Raw genomic sequence first — 17,418 nt, forward strand, 5'->3', positions numbered from 1 at the left:
TGAAGACCCCGGATGATCAAAGCCTAGCACCGTTTCCCGCAGATTCAGGCCATGGTCACCGCAATGTCAGCGCATGTGTGACGCCAAAGACTCAGGCCGCAAGCGGGCGCGGGCGGCTGCGGTGCAGCAGCGCCAGCAGGATCACCAGGTTCATCCCGTTCCAGACGATGCCGTTTATGAAGGCCGCCGTGTAACTGCCGCTGACGTCATAGATCCATCCCGACATCCAGCCACCCAACGCCATGCCGAAGATGGTCATCATCATCACAAAGCCCACCCGCGCACCGGCCTCGCGCGGGGGCATGTATTCGCGCACCACCAGCGCATAGCTGGGTACGATACCCCCTTGTGACAGCCCGAACAGCGCGCTGACCACATAAAGCGGGACCAGCCCGTCATAAGGCAGGAACAGGAACAGCGCGGTGCCCTGCAAGGCCGAGCCGATCAGCAGGGTTCGCAGGCCACCCAGTCTGTCTGCCACCATCCCCGAGATCACTCGGCTGACAACGCCGCCCAGCAGCATCAGCGACAACATCTCGGCACCCACTGCAGGTCCGTATCCCAGCCCCACGCAATAGGCCACGATGTGAACCTGCGGCATCGACATCGCCACACAGCACCCGATGCCCGCCAGCCCCAGCACGAATTGCAGCACACGGGGCGACATCCCGGCACTTTGGGCGTTGATCTTCGCCTCGGAGGCGGCGGAGGCCAGGTCTTCTTCGGGGACTTGCCGTCGCAAAAGCAGCGAGAGCGGGATGACTATGATCAACGTCACCAGTGCCAGCGCCAGATAGACCTGCTGCCAGCCGCTGTCGCGCAGCATGTCCGACAGCAGTGTGGGCCAGATCGCGCCGGACAGGTAGTTGCTGCTGGCCACCAGCGCCACCGCGATCCCGCGCCGCTTCACGAACCAGTGCGAGATATCGGCGATGAGCGGGCCAAACCCGACCGCCGTGCCGAATCCCAACCCCAGATGAACCAGCGACAAGATAGAAATCGATGGCGCGAGGCTGGCCAGCCCGTAACAGGCCGCACTCACACAGGCGGCCCCCATCAGCGCGCGCGTGACGCCCAGCCGATCCACCATCCGGCCCAGCAGCAGGTTACCAAAGGCAAAGCCGATCATGGTCAGAGTAAAGGGCAGCGAGGCATCCGCCCGGCTTGCGCCAAACTCCGCCTCGACCGCCGGCATGATGACGATCACCGCCCAGATGCCGACATTGGCCACCGTGCCGATCAGCATGGTGATCAGCAGACGGAACCAGGAATAGCGGCTGTCACGAATGGAGGCGGTCATGCGCGCACGCTAGAGCGCCATGCCGCACTTGACCAGCGCAGAAGAGGTGGGCGGCCTTATCGGGGACAGGGCCACCCGCCCGTGTTAGCCTCAGGTCAAGGCTTTGCGGAATGTCACCTTGTCGTCGCCCGGCGCCCAGAAATCCCTGATCCGTGCTTCCTCCTCATAGCCCCGCCTGGCATAGAATGCCCGTGTTCTGGCGAAGCTCTCAGTTCCTGAGGTATCCGCGATCAGGATACGCTGACCACGCGCGCGCAGAGTTTCTTCCAGATGCGTGACGATGGCCGCACCGCACCCCTTGCCTTGTGAGACGGGCAGGACCGCCAGGGCAAGCATGTTCCAGGTGCCGTCCGCGAGTTCCTCGGGCGCCGCATAACACAGGCCTACGGGCGTCTCGTCTTGCTCGCAGGTCAGCCAGAGGTCAGAGGGGTCAGCATCCGAAAAGAACCCTTCTATCATCTCGGGCAACATCTCGGGTGGAAACAACCCGGTCTCTTGCAGAACGCGTTGCAGGGAGGGGATATCTTCGGGTCGTGTTGGTCTGATTTTCATTGGTCATAAGTCTTTCCTGATGGCACCGCTGATCGGGCTTTGCCGATGCGGCGTGCAAGGCTGTCGCCTCGATCGCAATCATGTAGGGGAAACAGGAACCGCCCAGCTAAAAGTGTTTGCCGCAACGCGCGGCAGTCTGGTCGGCCCGGTTGTCCTGCTGGTCAGGACTTAGCGGTTTCCCGCAATCGTAGACATAAACGCTCCATCATCCGGTCGGGTGTCCGACCGTGGGCAAGCCTTATCAGCCCGGTCCTGTCCGGGTCAACGGGCGAGCCTCCAGGTGCCATCGGGCCAGAAGGCGTGAAAGGCGAAGGCGAACATCACGTCATGGGTCAGGTCTCGCCCGGAGGCATCCCGCACCCGCACCGTGCCCACATCGCGGCCCTGCGCGATCCGGGCCTTGTCCAGCGCCGAGGCCTGTCCGGCGCGCCAGATCAGCGTCACGCCGTTTTCGGTGATCTCGCCCTCGGCGCGCAGCCGTTCCAGCGTCCAGGCGCTGTCACCTACACGAACGACGCGGGCCAGCGGGTGGATGCCATGTGGCGGGTCCTCGCCGGAATACAGAAACGGGCGGGGCGAGCTGTCATAGCCGCGATAGGGGTTGCGGCCATAGTCGCGCCTGTGAGCGGGTTCATTCATCACCAGCCCGTCGGGATGCCGCGTGCGGAACTCCTCCCAGCTTTCCATCCAGGCGGGCAGGGCGGTGAGGGTGGTGCCGGTCAGCCTGCCGACAATTGCCTTGCCGATGGCCTGTTGCCACCAGCTTTCGGTCTCGCGATCATACATGACCATATCGGAATGGCGCAGCTTGCCCGAGACACCAAAGCTGAGCGTACCCGCCGCCGTGCGCCGGTCAAACGTCAGACCGGAATTGCACAAGGGACAATAGGTGACCGCAACCGGGATACCGCCAATGCTGTCATTCACGATCTCATGCCAGATCAGATAGCGGATCGGATAGGCGCGCGGGTCGGCCCCGTCGATCTCGACCGTGATCACTGGCTCGCGCGCGCCCAGACGGGTTTCATCCGAGGCGCGCAGGAAGGTGGGGTCGCTGATCGCCGGAATGCCGTCCTTGGGCGGGCCGCCCGATTGTATCTCGGCCCAGTCAGCCACGCTTGAGCGGCTGAAATCGGTCTCCGGCCATTCAGCGCGCCAGCGCTCGGGGTTGGCCAGCGCGGGGCCAGCGGCAAAAAGCACAAGGATCAAGATTAAGCTGCGCATTTCAGGACCCCTTCGGATGCCACATGATGATCCTGAGAAGGTGCGCCGCAAAGTCCCGGCACGGGGATGTGAACAAAGTTCAGCGCCAGCCGGTCCCGCTGTTTGGGGCACACATAAAGCCAGCTTAATATGCGCTCAAGCGCAGCATCAGATTGGACGCTCACCTTTTACGGCAGAGGTGAGGAGGACCAGAGGATGAATGTGCATATCCCTGACAAGAGCGACGAACAGGCGCAGAAACATGCGCTTTTCCAGCGGGTGTGGAGGGATGAGGCATTTGCGCGGGCACTCGAAGCCAACCCACGCGCTGCATTGGCCGAAAGTGGCTATGCGCTGTCAGCCGACGTGGATATCCGCGTCGTTCGCGACACCCGCAATGTGAAATACCTGCATATCCCGGTCGCGCCCGCCGAAGGGGAGGTAACGGAGGCCGATCTGATGGGCGTGCAGGGCGGTACATCACCTTTCTGCGTTACTGCGGTCGCCACGCTGACCATCATGATCGGTTCCATGACCTACAGCATCGCCAAGGATTAAAGCGGCGCGCCAACCGCAGCACGACCTCAGAGAAAGGAGCCAAGCATGGCACAGACAATCAACGAAATTCAGAAAGCCCGCTTTCTGGACAAGGTCTGGAATGACGACGCCTATCGCGCGCGCTTGCAGGAGGAACCGAAAGCCGCGCTGGCTGAATTTGGGGCTGATGTTCCAGATGACGTGAACATTGAATGCGTGATGGACACCGACAAGGTGAAGTACCTGCACATCCCTGCAGCACCGCCGCAGGGTGAAATCTCTGACAAGGATCTCGTGGACGCGCAGGGCGGAACGACAGTCGTTTGCGTCGCAACATCAATCTCCTTGGCTACTATTGCCAGCGTCAGTGTCACGACAAATCAGGCCTAGTGAGAGCGAAAAGAAACGCAGATAGGCCACGTGGCTGAGCAACTGTTCGTTCTTCCCGCGGCAAATCTGGCTACCTGAGCAGCTATCGAAGACGGAAAGGAGCCAAACCATGGCACCGACAAACAAGGAAATTCAGAAAGCCCGCTTTCTGGACAAAGTCTGGAGCGATGACGCCTATCGCGCGCGCTTGCAGGCAGACCCCAGGGCTGCGCTCGCTGAGATAGGTGGCACTGTTCCAGACGGTGTGAACCTCAGGTGCGTGATGGACACCGACAAGGTGAAATATCTGCACATCCCTGCGGCCCCGGCGGCCAGGGAAATCTCGGACCGTGATCTGATGGACGCCCAGGGAGGCACATCGCCGGTCTGTATCCTGTCGCTTGCCGGGCCTTATATTGCCTCGATGGTGACACTCTCGATCCATACAGAGAACCGATAACCAGGGGGGCGGCACCACGGCATGCAACCTCGATAGATTGCATGGCACTGCGTGTCGCGGCCCAGCCCCTATACCCAACACACAAAAAATCCGCGCAGGGATGTCCCCGCGCGGATCGAAGCTGTCCCGATCAGGGCGATTACTCGGTCACGGTGACCTTTTTCATCACGTCGGGCTGGCCTGTGACGGCACCGTTCGGACCATCGCCGCGCTTGATCGCGTCAACCACATCCATGCCGTCCGTCACCTTGCCCACGACTGTGTATTGACCGTTCAGGAACGGGCCCGGCTCGAACATGATGAAGAATTGCGAATTGGCGCTGTTGGGGTCCTGCGCGCGGGCCATGCCGACCACGCCGCGCTCATAGGGCAGGTCCGAGAACTCGGCCGGCAGATCGTCGCGGGTCGATCCGCCGGTGCCTGCCCGGCGCATGTCGCCGCCCATCTTGCCGAACTGCACGTCGCCGGTCTGCGCCATGAAGCCGTCGATCACCCGGTGGAACACCACGCCGTCATACTGGCCGTCCTTGGCCAGGGCCGCGATCTGTTCCACATGTTTGGGCGCCACATCATCCAGCAGATCGATGGTGATGGTGCCATTGGCGCCTTCGCCCTCGACCTCGATTTCCAGGCCTGTGGCCAGCGCGGGGCTGGCCATCAGGGCAAACATCGCGGCCAGCTTACGCATCTGCGGCCACCTTGACGCTGATCATGCGGTCGGGGCTTGCGGGCGGCTCGCCACGCACGATGGCATCGACATGTTCCATCCCGTCGATCACGCGGCCATAGACGGTGTATTGACCGTTGAGGAAATGGTTGTCGCTGAAGTTGATGAAAAACTGCGAATTGGCCGAATCCGGGTTTTGCGACCGCGCCGCGCCCAGGGTGCCACGATCATGGGGCAGCTTGGAAAATTCTGCAGGCAGATTGGGCAGCGAAGATCCGCCGGTTCCTGCGCGACCCACGTTGAACCCGTCTTCCATGTCGCCATGTTCCACATCGCCCGTCTGGGCCATGAAGCCGTCGATGACCCGGTGGAAGGCCACGTTGTCATATTCGCCACCGCGGGCCAGTTCCTTCATCCGTGCGCTGTGCTGGGGCGCCACATCAGGCAACAATTCGATGATCACATTGCCGTCTTTCAGCTCGATGATGATCGTGTTCTCCGGGTCCTTGATCTCGGCCATCTGGCCCTCCTGTTCTTGGATATGGACGCATACCTAAGCGCGAGCCGCGCGAAAGCCAAGTCGTGCATTGACCTGACGGCGGTTTCCGGGAAAACAAGCCCTGACCATTGGCCAATTATCGCGGAGACCGGGAATGACTTGGAAAACACTGGACGACATGGACCTGTCGGGCAAACGCGTACTTGTTCGTGTCGACATCAACGTTCCGGTCGAAGACGGGCAGGTCACTGACGACACCCGCATCCGCCGCATCGCGCCCACGGTTGCCGACATTCTGAAGGCGGGCGGAACGCCGATCCTGCTGGCGCATTTCGGACGCCCCAAAGGCAAGGTGGTCCCCGAGATGTCGCTGCGCCCGCTGGTACCAGCGCTCGAGGCTGCCTTTGGTGCGCCGGTCACCTTCTGCGCCGATTGCCGGGGCCCGGCGGCGCAGGCAGCGGTGGAGAGCCTGGCCCAAGGCAGCGTGCTGCTGCTGGAAAACACGCGTTTCCATCCCGGCGAGGAAAAGAACGACCCCGAGCTTGCCGCCGGAATGGCCGCGCTGGGCGATATTTATTGCAACGATGCGTTTTCCGCCGCCCATCGCGCCCATGCCTCGACCGAGGCGCTGGCGCGGCTGCTGCCCGCCTGCGCCGGGCGCTTGATGCAGGCCGAACTGGAGGCGCTGGAAAGCGCGCTGGGCAAGCCGCAGCGCCCGGTGGTGGCGGTTGTCGGCGGGGCCAAGGTGTCAACCAAGCTGGAACTGCTGGGCAATCTGGTGGCCAAGGTTGATCACCTCGTCATTGGCGGGGGCATGGCGAATACCTTTCTCGCCGCGCAAGGCATTTCAGTGGGAAAATCGCTCTGCGAGCACGACATGACCGGCACCGCCACCGAGATTCTGGCCAAAGTCGCGGAGGCCGGTTGCGCGATCCTGCTGCCCAGCGATGTGGTGGTGGCGCGCGAATTCAGGGCGGGCGCCGAAAACGAAACCGTCGCGGCGGATGCCTGCCCCGAAGATGCGATGATCCTCGATGCCGGGCCCGAGACCGTGGCCCGCGTGTCAGAGGTACTGGCAGGTGCGAAGACGCTGATCTGGAACGGCCCGATGGGCGCCTTCGAGATCGAACCGTTTGATACCGCAACAAATGCAGCGGCGCGCAAGGCGGCAGAGCTGACCCGCGCCGGATCGCTCATTTCGGTTGCCGGGGGCGGTGACACGGTTGCGGCCCTGAACAAGGCGGGCGCAGCAGCGGATTTCACCTATATCTCGACTGCGGGCGGGGCGTTTCTGGAATGGATGGAGGGCAAAGCACTGCCCGGCGTTGCCGTCCTGTCTGGGGGGTAACGCCGGGCTGCACGCTCAGAGCCTCTCGGGACCGGATAACCGGGAAGTGACACCCAAAGGCATCGAGCGGCGGAAGGGCGAAGGCTGGATGGTCCGTGAGTGTACCTCCGCCCGGAGTGCTCCTCCCATCTAGTCACGCACAGAGCGGCATATCAATATGCTGGATGCGCTTTCCTTGGATTTGTGCCTCTTTGGAACGGGCGCAGGGGGTTCCGCCATCGGGCCCGTCTTCGTCATCGCTCAGGATCGCGTCGCGCATATCGTCAAGGTCGCTGCTGTGCAGAATGCGGACGCTCTTGTTCACATCAATAAATCCGAACATGTCCTCTCCTATGCTTCAGGCGGGTTTGCCGAGTTTGCCGGGCATCGGCATTGAATCGAGCATGCGCAGCAAGCCTTCGTGGCGAGCGAGTTCGTCTTTTATCATCAAACGCCGACGCTTCAGTTTCCGGAGTTGATCGCTGCAGGGCAGGGGGCGTTTGAGTTCCGTGGCAATACGCGCCTTCAGGTCGTGATGCCGACTCTTGAGCTCGGCCATGCGGACTCTGAGAGAAGGGGCTTTGACGCGTGGGGATTTATTCATGTGGGTCCTCCTGTTGGCAAACGGGCCGGTGGCTTTCCCCGGCCTTCCCGTTCGATATGGGGTGGACGAACCTCGAAAGAAGGCAATGGTATGACTAAGTAGAATAGGAAAAACCAATATCATGGAGCAGAGCGGCTCATGCCCAACGACATCACCTTGCGCCAGATCCGCTATTTCGCCGCGCTTGCGACCGCCGGCCAGTACCGGCGCGCGGCCCGGCAACTGGGCATCAGCCAGCCCTCGCTAAGCCTGCAGATCGGCGCATTGGAAGAGACGCTTGGCGTGCGGTTGCTTGAGCGTCGGCGCAGCGGGTTGATCCTGACGCCCGAGGGGCGTGACATCGCCGATCTGGCAACCCGCGTGCTGCGCGAGGTGGCGCAGATCGAGGATTATGCCAGCCCGCTGCAGACCAGCCTCAGCGGCACGTTGCGGCTGGGCTCGACGCCCACCATCGGCCCCTACCTGTTGCCACGCGTGCTGCGGCGGCTGCACGCGGCCTATCCGGAGTTGAAGCTGGTCATCCGCGACGGCGCGCTGCGCGACCTGACCGAGGATCTGGTCGCGGGGCGCCACGATATCATCCTGACGCAATTGCCGGTGCATAGTGACGAGGTCCAGATGCAGTCGCTGTTTCGCGAGCCTTTGCTGATGGCGGTGGGTCACTCGCATCCGCTGGCTGGCCGCCACAAGCTCAGGCGGGCGGATCTGGCCGGGCAGGCCATGCTCAGCCTCAGCCCGGCCTACGCGCTACATCGCCAGATCGCGGATCTGTGCGAGACCACCGGCGCCACCTTGGTGGAGGACTTCGAAGGTACCAGTCTGGATGCGCTGCGCCAGATGGTTTCGCTGGATATGGGGGTTACCCTGTTGCCCTCGCTTTATGTCGAGTCCGAGGTGCGGCAGCGCGACGGAGACGTCTCGGTCCTGCGCATGCAGCCCGACCTGCATCGCACCGTCGGACTGGCATGGCGCAAGAACAGCGGCAATCCACGCGCCTTTCACCTGTTCCGCGATGTGATCCAGCAGGTCGTCGCCGAGGACTATCCGCACGCGGTTACGGCGCTGAGCTAAATCCGGCCGGATTTGATTTCCGGGCTGGTGCTGTCTAAAGTCGAGATGCCTATCCATGTGCGGCTAGGGTTCCGCTGCTTTGCAGGTCTGGACCGAGCGCCGTAATGAGCCCGTGTACGGGCGGACACCCAAAAGACGAAAAAGCCAGGGGGGATGGACGGGCGTGCTTTTGCACGTCTTGTCGAAACCGTCTTTGAGGTGATCCATGTCCATCCTTGGCTTTGCGCTGGTCCTGTCAGCCGCTTTTTGTCACGCCACCTGGAATTTCTTTGTCAAACGTTTGAATGCTGGGGCGGAACTGGTCTGGCTGTTCTCGGTCGCTGCCGCCGTGATCTATTTCCCCCTTACGCTTTATGTCCTGTCCGGCATCGACGGGTTCAATCGCATGCAGATCCTGTTCCTCGTGGGCAGCGCGTTGATTCATCTGGGATATTTTCTGCTGCTGCAAACCGGGTACCGGCATGGCGCCCTGTCGCTGGTCTATCCCACTGCGCGATCCACCGGGCCGTTACTGGCCAGTTGTTTTGCCGTTTTGTTTCTGGGCGAGGTGGCGACGGCGCAGACCGTGCTGGGCGGGGTCACCATCATCTTCGGTGTTCTGATGCTGACCGGCGGGTTCGGGCGCGGTGGGGACAAAGCGCTTGTCTCTGTCGGCTTTGGTGTCGGGGCCGGTCTGCTGATCGGCAGCTACACCGCTTGGGATGCCTATGCGGTCTCGGTATTGCTGGTCCCGCCCTTGCTGCTGGATTACGCCTCAAGCATTGCCAGAATTGTACTGCTGGCGCCGGTGGCCCTGCGGCGCAGACAGGCGGTGGCGCGGCTCTGGTCCGCGCATCGGATCGAGGTTCTGGCGATCGCGGTGTTCAGCCCGCTGGCCTATATCCTTGTCCTTGTCGCGCTGACCTTCACACCGGTGATCTATGTCGCGCCCCTGCGCGAGGTCAGCGTCTTGCTGACGGTTCTGATGGGCAGCCTTCTGTTGGGGGAGGGCCATCTGAGAACGCGGCTGTTCTGGTCCTGTGTCATCCTTTGCGGTGTCGTCCTGTTGGCGCTGGGCTGAGATGGGGCTTGCCGTGCCGGTCTGGACAGTTAGGTTCTGCCGGAGTGTTTTTGGAATTGGGGACAGGTTATGAAACAGAATCCGCTAGGCCGGACAGGCATTCAGGTCTCGGAACTGTGTCTGGGAACGATGACATTCGGCACCCAGACCTCTGAGGCCGAAGCTCACGCGCAGATGGATGTTGCGCTGGGCGCTGGCATCAACTTTGTCGACACCGCCGAGATGTATCCGGTGAACCCGGTCTCAAAAGAGACGATCGGGCGGACCGAGGAAATCCTGGGCACCTGGAACGCGGCCAACCCGGCGCGACGGGCCGATTATGTTCTGGCCACCAAGCATTCGGGCGCAGGGCTGGGCCATGTGCGCGAGGGCGCACCGATCTCGTCGCAGACCATTGCCGCCACGATCGAAGGCTCGCTGCGGCGCTTGCAGACCGATTATATCGACCTCTACCAGTTCCACTGGCCAAATCGCGGCAGCTACATGTTCCGGCAGAACTGGCATTATGACCCGTCCGGCAATGCCCATCCCGAGGTGATTGCCGATATGGAGGATTGCCTCGGCGCGCTCCAGCGTGAGGTGGACAAGGGCAATATCCGCGCCTTTGGTCTGAGCAACGAAAGCGCCTGGGGCACCGCGCAATGGCTGCGCTTGTCCGAACAGGGGCTGGGGCCGCGGGTGGCCTCGATCCAGAACGAATACTCGCTGCTCTGCCGGCTATATGACACCGATCTGGCCGAGTTGAGCGTGCTGGAGGATGTCGGGCTGATGGCCTTTTCGCCGCTGGGCACCGGGTTGCTGACCGGCAAATACCAGAACGGGGCGGTGCCCGAAGGCTCGCGCCGGTCGATATCACCGGGGCTGGGCGGGCGGCACTCCGATCGGGTCTATGATGCGGTGGATGCCTATCTGGCGATTGCTGCGGAACATGGCCTTGACCCTGTGCACATGGCGCTGGCCTGGTGCAAGACGCGGCCCTTCATGATGTCGGCGATCTTTGGCGCGACCACCATGGCGCAGCTTGAGCATGTGCTGGCCGGTGCCGATCTGGCGCTGTCGGACGAGCTTGTTCGAGCCTTGAATGAAGCGCATCGGTCTCATCCGATGCCGTATTGAGAGGCCGGGAAGGCCCGCCATCCTTCGAGCGATTCCTTTGGACCGGATGAAGCAGGCGGGTCTATTCGGCGGCTGTCGCGCGGCTTTGGCGCAGGTCGCGGGCAGACAATCCGTGCGCGGTGCGGAAAGCGCGGGCGAAGCTGGATTGTGAGGAGAAACCGGTGGCCAGCGCCACCTCCAGCAGCGGCAGATCGGTGTCGGTGACAAGCCGCCGCGCCTCGGCCAGGCGCAAATGCAGATAGTGATCCTGCGGCGTGGTGTTCAGGCGCAGGCGGAATTGCTGTTGCAGGCTGCGCGGCGAGGTGCCGAGCTGCCTGGCGATCTCGGCCAGGGGCAGCGGGTCGTCCAGCGCCGCCTCCATCAGCGCATGCGTCTTTGCGGTCAGCGCGTTGTGCTTGATGGTGGCGATGCGTGTCTGCGGGCGGCTTTGCGGTTGCGGCCCGTCATGCAGGAAGAGGCCCGCCACGCGAGAGGCAAAGCCCGCGCCGTGGCGGGCGGCGATGATATGCAACATCATCTCGATTGCGGGCACAGCGCCGCCGCTGGTCAGGCGCTGATCCGAGATCACGAAGCGGTCGGGGCGGACATCGACCTCGGGGAAGCGACTGGCGAAATTCTCAAGATCTTCCCAATGGGTGGTGGCCGCGTGTCCGTCCAGCAACCCGGCCTCGGCCAGCAGCCAGGGTCCACCATCGATCCCGGCCAGCGCGGCCCCGCCATGTGCGATCCGGCGCAGGCCGGCCAGCAGGCTGGGCGTGGCATGGCGGGCCAGATGGAACCCGGCCACCACGATCAGCAAATCGCAACCTTCAAACCGCGCCAGCGGAATACCCGGCACCTGCAGGGCGCTGGTCAGTTCCGCAGGCTCTGGCGTAGCGGTCACATAATCCCAGTCGAAAGCCGGGCGGTCGGCCAGCCGGTTGGCGGCGCGCATCGGATCGACCGCAGCGGCAAAGCTGAGCGTGTTGCATTCGTCCAGCACCAGCACACCCGTTTTCAGGGCGCGATGTTCGGGTTGGAGGATGTTTTTTGCGGGTTTCATCAAGTTCGATTCGCATAGTGACAAGTGGCTTTGGACAGGCTGCGCCAGAGTTGGATGCGAAATCAAATCGGAATCCGGGGAGAAGTCTGGGGATATGACCCGGGCCAACCCGGTAAAACCTGTGGAAAACGCAAAATGCCTCTGACCATGAACCGAGACGTCTTTATCACCTGCGCCGTGACCGGCTCGGGCAGCACCCAGGATCGCAGCCCGCATGTGCCGCGCTCGCCTGCCCAGATCGCCGAGAGCGCCATTGCCGCTGCCAAGGCTGGCGCCGCCGTGGTGCATTGCCATGTGCGTGACCCCGAGCGCGGTGTGCCGTCGCGCGATCTGGCGCTCTATCGCGAGGTGACCGACCGCATCCGTGACGCCGATGTCGACGTGGTGCTGAACCTCACCGCCGGGATGGGCGGCGACATGGTTTTCGGCGGGGTCGAGAGCCCGCTGCCCACGGTTGCAGGTACCGACATGGTGGGTGCGAGCGAGCGCGTCGCCCATGTGGCCGAATGCCTGCCCGAGATCTGCACGCTGGATTGCGGCACCATGAACTTTGCCGAGGCCGATTACGTGATGACCAACACGCCCGGTATGTTGCAGGCGATGGGGCGGATGATGACCGATCTGGGCGTGAAGCCCGAGATCGAGGCGTTTGATACCGGTCATCTGTGGTATGCTAAGCAGCTGGTCAAGGATGGGGTGCTGGAACCCAACGCGCTGGTGCAGCTGTGTATGGGGGTGCCCTGGGGCGCGCCGGATGATCTGAACACGTTCATGGCGATGGTGAACAACGTGCCCGAAGGCTGGACCTTCAGCGCCTTTGCGCTGGGGCGCAATCAGATGGCCTATGTAGCCGCTGCTGTTTTGGCGGGCGGCAATGTGCGGGTTGGGCTTGAAGACAATCTATGGCTTGGCAAGGGCGAGCTGGCGCAGAACTGGCAATTGGTCGAGCGGGCGGGCAGCATCATCGAAAACATGGGCGCGCGCGTGATCACTCCAGCGGAGGTGCGCGAGAAGCTGGGTCTGGTGAAGCAGGCCCCGGTGGCGGCCTAGATCGCGAATTGACAAGAAACTCGAATAAGGGCAGTCGCATGATTTATGCTTACTCTTCTAATTGTGTCTTTTCTCGGTTCCGCAATGCTCTCATTGACTGCTTTTCTGCAGTCCGAGGCGGAATGGTGGAAAGGGTTGGTGGCGACGGTCGCGCTATTGGCATTTGGGGTCGTTGTATTGTTCGCCATGGTTCCGGAGCAACCGAACGAACAGCCTGGCCCGGCCCTGTTTCTGTTTGTCGGCGCATGGCTGTGCGCTGCCCTTGTCGGAGGCGGTTGGATTCTTGGTTTGCTGCTGCAGCGCCGACTATCGCCCGGCGAGATTGCCAAGGTGACTTTTTTGGGCGGCTGGGTGTTGAGCTTTTGCCTGCTGACCTTCAACGCATTCACCTGAATAGGGTAGTCCAATGACCGATACCGCCACGATCGTTGGCGGCGGTGTTATTGGCGGCGGCTGGGCGGCGCGGTTCCTGCTCAATGGTTGGGATGTGCGGGTGTTCGACCCCGATCCCGAAGCCGAACGCAAGATCGGCGAGGTGCTGGATAATGCCCGGCGTTCATTGCCCGGGCTCAGCGATGTGCCGCTGCCACCCGAAGGACAGTTGAGCTTTCATGACGATCTGGGTGCAGCCGTGCAGGGGGCCGTCTGGATACAGGAAAGCGTGCCCGAGCGGCTGGAGTTGAAACTGCGTGTTTACAGGCAGTTGCAGGATGTTTGTGATCCTGCCGCCATCATTGGGTCTTCGACCAGCGGTTTCAAACCTTCGGAGTTGCAAGAGGGCGCGCTGCGCCCCGAACAGATCGTGGTCACGCATCCGTTCAACCCGGTCTATCTGCTGCCGCTCATCGAATTGGTGACCTCTCCGGCGAATGATCCAGGCCATATTGAACGCGCCAAGAACATCCTCACCGGCTTGGGCCTCTACCCGCTGCATGTGAAAAAAGAGATCGACGCGCATATTGCCGACCGCTTTCTGGAGGCCGTCTGGCGCGAGGCACTCTGGCTGGTCAAGGACGGGATCGCCACCACCCATGAGATCGACGAGGCCATCCGTATGGGCTTTGGCATCCGCTGGGCGCAGATGGGTCTGTTCGAGACCTATCGCGTGGCCGGTGGTGAGGCCGGGATGCGGCATTTCATGGCGCAGTTCGGCCCGGCTCTGGAATGGCCCTGGACCAAACTGATGGATGTGCCCGAGTTCACCGATGAGTTGGTCGATCTGATCGCCGAACAATCCGACGCGCAGTCGGGTCATCACGAGATTCGCCATCTGGAACGCATCCGCGACAACAATCTTGTGGGCATGATGCGCGCGCTCAAGCATCAGAACTGGGGCGCGGGTGAGGTGCTGAACCGACATGACCAGCGGATCAAATCGGCGATGTCCGCTCATGTCGATGAGATTGAAGATCCGTCGCAGCCGATCCTGACGCTGTCGCGCGCGGTGCCGCTGGACTGGACCGACTATAACGGCCACATGACCGAGTCGAGATACCTCGACGCCTTTGCCAATGCCACCGACCGGTTCATGGAACTGATCGGCTGTGACGCGGATTACATCGCTTCGGGCGGTAGCTATTTTACCGCCGAAACTCACATAAGGCATCTCGACGAGACCCGTGCGGGTGCCAGGATCGAGATCCGCACGCAGATGTTGCTGGGGCAGGGCAAGAAACTGCATCTGTTCCACCGGATGTATGAGGGCGACACCCTGCTGGCCACGGGCGAAAGCTTCCTGCTGCATGTCGATCTTGAGACACGGCGGCCCTGCGCGCCATCCGCCGCGATCGAGGCGGCGATGGCCAAGGTCGCGCAGGCGCAGGCGGATCTGCCCTATCCAGAAGGGGCAGGCAGCGCGATCCGGAAGCCGGGATGAGCCAGCGGGTTCTGATCACCGCTGGTGCCTCGGGCGTCGGGCGCGCTGTGGCCGACGCTTTTGCGGCGGCGGGCGCGCAGGTCTGGGTTGCGGATCTGGATAGCAAGGCACTGGGAGAGTGCCCGTCGGACTGGCAGACAACCCGGCTCGATGTGTCGGATGAGGCTGCAATTGCCGCGATGTTCGATGACATCGCCGCGCATTGGGGTGGTCTGGACGTGCTCTGCGCCAATGCCGGGATTGCCGGGCCAACCGCCCTGGTCGAGGATGTGGCGCTTGAGGAGTGGCGCGCCTGCCTGGCGGTCAATCTGGACGGTGTCTTCCTCTGCTCCAAATACGCGGCGCCCATGATGAAGGCGCAAGGGTCGGGTGTCATGCTGCTGACCGCCTCGACGGCCGGGCAATATGGCTACCCAAGGCGGGCACCTTATGCGGCGTCGAAATGGGCGGTTGTGGGCTTGGGCAAAACACTGGCGATGGAGCTTGGCCCCCACGGCATCCGTGCCAACGTGATCTGTCCCGGCGCGGTGGAAGGCCCGCGCATGGAGCAGGTGCTTGCCCGTGAAGCGCAGGCCAAGGGCATGACCCGCGATCGGGTTTATCAGGGCTATGCCTCGGGCACCTCGATGGGCCGGTTCATTGAGGGGCGCGACATCGCCGACATGGCGGTCTTTCTGGCCTCGGATGCGGCACGTATGGTCTCCGGTCAGGTGATCGCTGTTGACGGGCATACGGTGAACCCCGACCCGCAGGTCTAGGCGATCCTCATGTCGAAAAACAATCTGCGCGATGTCGGTCTCAGGCCGAACTGGCAGCCGTTCAAATACCTTTTGCCTGATCAATTTTGATTGACGAGGAGGTTGAAACCATTGCCCGGGATCGCGCGCGGGCCTAGTAGTTAACAAGAGCACTTTCCGGTCCCCTGATTTCCAAGTGGTCGAAACGTCCCTTGCTTCCAAGGTCAGGAAACCCATGCCAGAATTTGCAGTTTATCCCAGTCTGAAAAACAAAACGGTCATCGTTTCTGGCGGTGCCCAAGGCATCGGCGCCGAAATCGTCTCGGCATTTGCCGCACAAGGCGCTCGGGTCGGTTTCCTCGATCTCGACGAAACCAATAGCGCCGCATTGGCGAAGCGCGCCGAAGGTGTCGAGTACGAAATCTGTGACCTCCGCGATATCGCTGCGATGCAATCGGCCCTTGAGAAACTGACCGAGCGTCTCGGTTCTGCTCATGTGCTGGTCAACAATGCCGCCCGCGACGATCGCCATGTCTGGCAGGATGTGACACCAGAATATTGGGACGAACGCCAAGCCACCAACATCCGCCATATGTTCTTCGCGATCCAGTCCGTCGCACCCGGAATGATCGCAAATGGAGGTGGCTCGATCATCAATATGGGGTCGAATTCATGGTGGGAGGCGGGGGGCGGCTTTCCGGCCTACACAACGGCCAAGGCCGCCGTCCATGGGCTGACCCGCACGATGGCACGGGATCTTGGCGACCACCGCATTCGCGTGAACACCGTGGTCCCGGGTTGGATCATGACAGAACGCCAGAAGGAGCTGTGGGCAACACCCGAAGGGCTTGAAGCGCATCGCAAACGCCAGTGCCTTCCCGATTTGATCGATCCTGTCTATGTCGCGCGGATGGTGCTGTTCCTTGCCTCGGACGACGCGGCGATGTGCACGGCCAACAATTACATGGTCGAAGCTGGGTCTATCTGAAGCAGTTTGCTTGACGCTTGCTGCGCGGAATTAGCCGCATTTCGGACGACGCGAAACCTTATGTGAGGGCCGGTTTCATATCACATTTTTATGCCCTTCTGGAGCGCGCGCAGGTGATCCGGGAACTGGCGGGCGGTGAGTTCGGCTTCGCGGATCAAGGTGTCGAAATGGGTGGTGAAGGTCTCGATCCGGTCACGGTCGCGGAAGGCGAGATAATGTCCGCCAGCATAGAACACACAAAGCAGCGGGCCGAAGATGGTGATCGGGGCTGAATAAAGCCGCTTGGCGTCGAACAGGTAAAGACGCAGGCGCGGGTAGAGTTGTTCGCATAGCTCCAGAAAGCGGTCGATCTGCTGGTGTCGGATGTCTGCGGGCAGGCCTTCGTAATAGCCGGTGGCGCTGGCGAAGCTGTCCAACTCATAGAGCGGCAGCGCGATCTCATAATCCGATTGGGCGCGGCGCATGAAACTCAGCCGGTCCTCGGAGGCCCCGATGGCCTGATCGGCGGTCCGGCCCAGATGCGGGGCATATTCCCATTCCAGCAGCGCGCGCGTTTTCAGCATGTCGGGCAGGGCGGCGGGCACATGGCGGATCTTGTACCCCGCAGTTTCCTGATGCCATTGGAAGATGCGCTCATCCACCAACGCGCGCGGCGCTTCGGTCAGGCTAAGCGCACCGGCCAGCAACTCGGCCGCGCTTTCGGGCCGTTCCGAGAGGCTCAGCAGCCAATCCGAGGACACCCCGAGTGCGGTGGCGCAGGCCCCCACCACATGTGCGTTGGGCAGGCGCGCGCCCTCATCGGTGAGCAGTTGCGAGATTGTCGAGCGATCAACGCCAATCCACCGGGATAGCGCGCTTTGACTGACGTGGCGTTCCTCCATCGCCCGGGCCAGACGGCGCCTGAACTGGGCAGCGCGGTCGCGTTTGTCGATTTTATCAACCATATGGTGATAAATATCA

21 protein-coding genes are annotated in these 17,418 nt (G+C 62.1%); 12 read left to right on the forward strand and 9 right to left on the reverse strand.

Features of this window, described 5'->3' with window-relative positions:
- Positions 1–91: 91 nt before the first annotated feature.
- The 3 genes from AB1E34_RS22725 to AB1E34_RS22735 all read right to left on the reverse strand — a co-directional run bounded on the left by AB1E34_RS22725 (position 92) and on the right by AB1E34_RS22735 (position 3,076).
- Complete coding sequence (locus AB1E34_RS22725) at positions 92–1,300, reverse strand: MFS transporter (RefSeq protein ID WP_372574595.1); 1,209 nt, start codon at positions 1,298–1,300, stop codon at positions 92–94.
- A 90-nt stretch (positions 1,301–1,390) separates the two neighbouring features.
- Positions 1,391–1,852 (reverse strand): GNAT family N-acetyltransferase, encoded by a 462-nt coding sequence (locus tag AB1E34_RS22730; RefSeq protein WP_372574596.1) that lies wholly within the window; start codon positions 1,850–1,852, stop codon positions 1,391–1,393.
- 261 nt (positions 1,853–2,113) lie between these two features.
- Positions 2,114–3,076, reverse strand: coding sequence for a DUF3179 domain-containing protein (locus AB1E34_RS22735; RefSeq protein ID WP_372574597.1), 963 nt, complete (start codon positions 3,074–3,076; stop codon positions 2,114–2,116).
- Positions 3,077–3,271: 195 nt separating this feature from the next.
- On the opposite strand from AB1E34_RS22735, the gene AB1E34_RS22740 reads away from it, so the two are divergent.
- From AB1E34_RS22740 to AB1E34_RS22750, 3 genes are all read left to right on the forward strand, one after another.
- Positions 3,272–3,613 carry a nitrile hydratase subunit alpha gene (locus AB1E34_RS22740; protein WP_372574598.1) on the forward strand — a complete coding sequence of 114 codons (342 nt, stop codon included), beginning with the start codon at positions 3,272–3,274 and terminating at the stop codon, positions 3,611–3,613.
- A gap of 45 nt (positions 3,614–3,658) precedes the next feature.
- Complete coding sequence (locus AB1E34_RS22745; protein WP_372574599.1) at positions 3,659–3,982, forward strand: nitrile hydratase subunit alpha; 324 nt, start codon at positions 3,659–3,661, stop codon at positions 3,980–3,982.
- Positions 3,983–4,091: 109 nt separating this feature from the next.
- Positions 4,092–4,421, forward strand: a complete 330-nt coding sequence (locus AB1E34_RS22750; RefSeq protein ID WP_372574600.1) for a nitrile hydratase subunit alpha — start codon at positions 4,092–4,094, stop codon at positions 4,419–4,421.
- A gap of 139 nt (positions 4,422–4,560) precedes the next feature.
- On the opposite strand, the gene AB1E34_RS22755 is transcribed toward AB1E34_RS22750, so the two are convergent.
- Both AB1E34_RS22755 and AB1E34_RS22760 read right to left on the reverse strand, forming a co-directional pair.
- Positions 4,561–5,109, reverse strand: a complete 549-nt coding sequence (locus AB1E34_RS22755) for a peptidylprolyl isomerase (protein ID WP_372574601.1) — start codon at positions 5,107–5,109, stop codon at positions 4,561–4,563.
- Complete coding sequence (locus AB1E34_RS22760) at positions 5,102–5,608, reverse strand: peptidylprolyl isomerase (RefSeq protein WP_372574602.1); 507 nt, start codon at positions 5,606–5,608, stop codon at positions 5,102–5,104. Before AB1E34_RS22760 ends, AB1E34_RS22755 begins: the two co-directional genes overlap by 8 nt.
- Positions 5,609–5,741: 133 nt before the next feature.
- Between AB1E34_RS22760 and AB1E34_RS22765 the strand changes: the two genes are divergently transcribed.
- Positions 5,742–6,935 carry a phosphoglycerate kinase gene (locus AB1E34_RS22765; RefSeq protein WP_372574603.1) on the forward strand — a complete coding sequence of 398 codons (1,194 nt, stop codon included), beginning with the start codon at positions 5,742–5,744 and terminating at the stop codon, positions 6,933–6,935.
- Positions 6,936–7,068: 133 nt separating this feature from the next.
- On the opposite strand, the gene AB1E34_RS22770 is transcribed toward AB1E34_RS22765, so the two are convergent.
- Both AB1E34_RS22770 and AB1E34_RS22775 read right to left on the reverse strand, forming a co-directional pair.
- On the reverse strand, positions 7,069–7,257 hold the full coding sequence (locus tag AB1E34_RS22770; protein ID WP_372574604.1) for a hypothetical protein: 189 nt from the start codon (positions 7,255–7,257) through the stop codon (positions 7,069–7,071).
- Between the two features lie 15 nt (positions 7,258–7,272).
- On the reverse strand, positions 7,273–7,518 hold the full coding sequence (locus AB1E34_RS22775; protein WP_372574605.1) for a YdcH family protein: 246 nt from the start codon (positions 7,516–7,518) through the stop codon (positions 7,273–7,275).
- Between the two features lie 138 nt (positions 7,519–7,656).
- Between AB1E34_RS22775 and AB1E34_RS22780 the strand changes: the two genes are divergently transcribed.
- The 3 genes from AB1E34_RS22780 to AB1E34_RS22790 all read left to right on the forward strand — a co-directional run bounded on the left by AB1E34_RS22780 (position 7,657) and on the right by AB1E34_RS22790 (position 10,765).
- The gene (locus tag AB1E34_RS22780; RefSeq protein WP_372574606.1) at positions 7,657–8,589 is read left to right on the forward strand and encodes a hydrogen peroxide-inducible genes activator; all 933 of its coding nucleotides are present in this window, start codon (positions 7,657–7,659) and stop codon (positions 8,587–8,589) included.
- Positions 8,590–8,794: 205 nt separating this feature from the next.
- The gene (locus AB1E34_RS22785) at positions 8,795–9,649 is read left to right on the forward strand and encodes an EamA family transporter (RefSeq protein ID WP_372574607.1); all 855 of its coding nucleotides are present in this window, start codon (positions 8,795–8,797) and stop codon (positions 9,647–9,649) included.
- A 69-nt stretch (positions 9,650–9,718) separates the two neighbouring features.
- Positions 9,719–10,765, forward strand: coding sequence for an aldo/keto reductase (locus AB1E34_RS22790; protein ID WP_372574608.1), 1,047 nt, complete (start codon positions 9,719–9,721; stop codon positions 10,763–10,765).
- A gap of 61 nt (positions 10,766–10,826) precedes the next feature.
- Here the strand turns inward: AB1E34_RS22790 and AB1E34_RS22795 are convergent, their stop codons facing one another.
- On the reverse strand, positions 10,827–11,807 hold the full coding sequence (locus AB1E34_RS22795) for a GlxA family transcriptional regulator (RefSeq protein WP_372574609.1): 981 nt from the start codon (positions 11,805–11,807) through the stop codon (positions 10,827–10,829).
- Positions 11,808–11,942: 135 nt separating this feature from the next.
- On the opposite strand from AB1E34_RS22795, the gene bcoG reads away from it, so the two are divergent.
- From bcoG to AB1E34_RS22820, 5 genes are all read left to right on the forward strand, one after another.
- Positions 11,943–12,857, forward strand: a complete 915-nt coding sequence (gene bcoG, locus AB1E34_RS22800; protein WP_372574610.1) for a 3-dehydrocarnitine:acetyl-CoA trimethylamine transferase BcoG — start codon at positions 11,943–11,945, stop codon at positions 12,855–12,857.
- Positions 12,858–12,995: 138 nt separating this feature from the next.
- Entirely contained in the window at positions 12,996–13,250 is a 255-nt protein-coding gene (locus AB1E34_RS22805) for a hypothetical protein (RefSeq protein WP_372574611.1), read from the forward strand.
- Positions 13,251–13,263: 13 nt separating this feature from the next.
- Positions 13,264–14,733 carry a carnitine 3-dehydrogenase gene (locus tag AB1E34_RS22810; RefSeq protein ID WP_372574612.1) on the forward strand — a complete coding sequence of 490 codons (1,470 nt, stop codon included), beginning with the start codon at positions 13,264–13,266 and terminating at the stop codon, positions 14,731–14,733.
- A complete protein-coding gene (locus tag AB1E34_RS22815) occupies positions 14,730–15,491 on the forward strand; it encodes an SDR family oxidoreductase (RefSeq protein ID WP_372574613.1) in 762 nt (253 codons plus the stop codon). The genes AB1E34_RS22810 and AB1E34_RS22815 overlap by 4 nt, the downstream gene beginning before the upstream one ends.
- A gap of 214 nt (positions 15,492–15,705) precedes the next feature.
- The gene (locus AB1E34_RS22820) at positions 15,706–16,458 is read left to right on the forward strand and encodes an SDR family NAD(P)-dependent oxidoreductase (protein ID WP_372574614.1); all 753 of its coding nucleotides are present in this window, start codon (positions 15,706–15,708) and stop codon (positions 16,456–16,458) included.
- Positions 16,459–16,538: 80 nt separating this feature from the next.
- Here the strand turns inward: AB1E34_RS22820 and AB1E34_RS22825 are convergent, their stop codons facing one another.
- A complete protein-coding gene (locus AB1E34_RS22825; RefSeq protein ID WP_372574615.1) occupies positions 16,539–17,402 on the reverse strand; it encodes a helix-turn-helix domain-containing protein in 864 nt (287 codons plus the stop codon).
- Positions 17,403–17,418: the final 16 nt, after the last annotated feature.

It is taken from the genome of Ruegeria jejuensis (genome assembly GCF_041537905.1).
Taxonomy (GTDB): domain Bacteria; phylum Pseudomonadota; class Alphaproteobacteria; order Rhodobacterales; family Rhodobacteraceae; genus Ruegeria_C.

Bases quoted from the DNA above. Each gene is read 5' to 3' on its own strand.
- AB1E34_RS22725 (WP_372574595.1), bottom strand. From the start codon at position 1,300: ATGACCGCCTCCATTCGTGACAGCCGCTATTCCTGGTTCCGTCTGCTG.
- AB1E34_RS22730 (WP_372574596.1), bottom strand. From the start codon at position 1,852: ATGAAAATCAGACCAACACGACCCGAAGATATCCCCTCCCTGCAACGC.
- AB1E34_RS22735 (WP_372574597.1), bottom strand. From the start codon at position 3,076: ATGCGCAGCTTAATCTTGATCCTTGTGCTTTTTGCCGCTGGCCCCGCG.
- AB1E34_RS22740 (WP_372574598.1), top strand. From the start codon at position 3,272: ATGAATGTGCATATCCCTGACAAGAGCGACGAACAGGCGCAGAAACAT.
- AB1E34_RS22745 (WP_372574599.1), top strand. From the start codon at position 3,659: ATGGCACAGACAATCAACGAAATTCAGAAAGCCCGCTTTCTGGACAAG.
- AB1E34_RS22750 (WP_372574600.1), top strand. From the start codon at position 4,092: ATGGCACCGACAAACAAGGAAATTCAGAAAGCCCGCTTTCTGGACAAA.
- AB1E34_RS22755 (WP_372574601.1), bottom strand. From the start codon at position 5,109: ATGCGTAAGCTGGCCGCGATGTTTGCCCTGATGGCCAGCCCCGCGCTG.
- AB1E34_RS22760 (WP_372574602.1), bottom strand. From the start codon at position 5,608: ATGGCCGAGATCAAGGACCCGGAGAACACGATCATCATCGAGCTGAAA.
- AB1E34_RS22765 (WP_372574603.1), top strand. From the start codon at position 5,742: ATGACTTGGAAAACACTGGACGACATGGACCTGTCGGGCAAACGCGTA.
- AB1E34_RS22770 (WP_372574604.1), bottom strand. From the start codon at position 7,257: ATGTTCGGATTTATTGATGTGAACAAGAGCGTCCGCATTCTGCACAGC.
- AB1E34_RS22775 (WP_372574605.1), bottom strand. From the start codon at position 7,518: ATGAATAAATCCCCACGCGTCAAAGCCCCTTCTCTCAGAGTCCGCATG.
- AB1E34_RS22780 (WP_372574606.1), top strand. From the start codon at position 7,657: ATGCCCAACGACATCACCTTGCGCCAGATCCGCTATTTCGCCGCGCTT.
- AB1E34_RS22785 (WP_372574607.1), top strand. From the start codon at position 8,795: ATGTCCATCCTTGGCTTTGCGCTGGTCCTGTCAGCCGCTTTTTGTCAC.
- AB1E34_RS22790 (WP_372574608.1), top strand. From the start codon at position 9,719: ATGAAACAGAATCCGCTAGGCCGGACAGGCATTCAGGTCTCGGAACTG.
- AB1E34_RS22795 (WP_372574609.1), bottom strand. From the start codon at position 11,807: ATGAAACCCGCAAAAAACATCCTCCAACCCGAACATCGCGCCCTGAAA.
- bcoG (WP_372574610.1), top strand. From the start codon at position 11,943: ATGCCTCTGACCATGAACCGAGACGTCTTTATCACCTGCGCCGTGACC.
- AB1E34_RS22810 (WP_372574612.1), top strand. From the start codon at position 13,264: ATGACCGATACCGCCACGATCGTTGGCGGCGGTGTTATTGGCGGCGGC.
- AB1E34_RS22815 (WP_372574613.1), top strand. From the start codon at position 14,730: ATGAGCCAGCGGGTTCTGATCACCGCTGGTGCCTCGGGCGTCGGGCGC.
- AB1E34_RS22820 (WP_372574614.1), top strand. From the start codon at position 15,706: ATGCCAGAATTTGCAGTTTATCCCAGTCTGAAAAACAAAACGGTCATC.
- AB1E34_RS22825 (WP_372574615.1), bottom strand. From the start codon at position 17,402: ATGGTTGATAAAATCGACAAACGCGACCGCGCTGCCCAGTTCAGGCGC.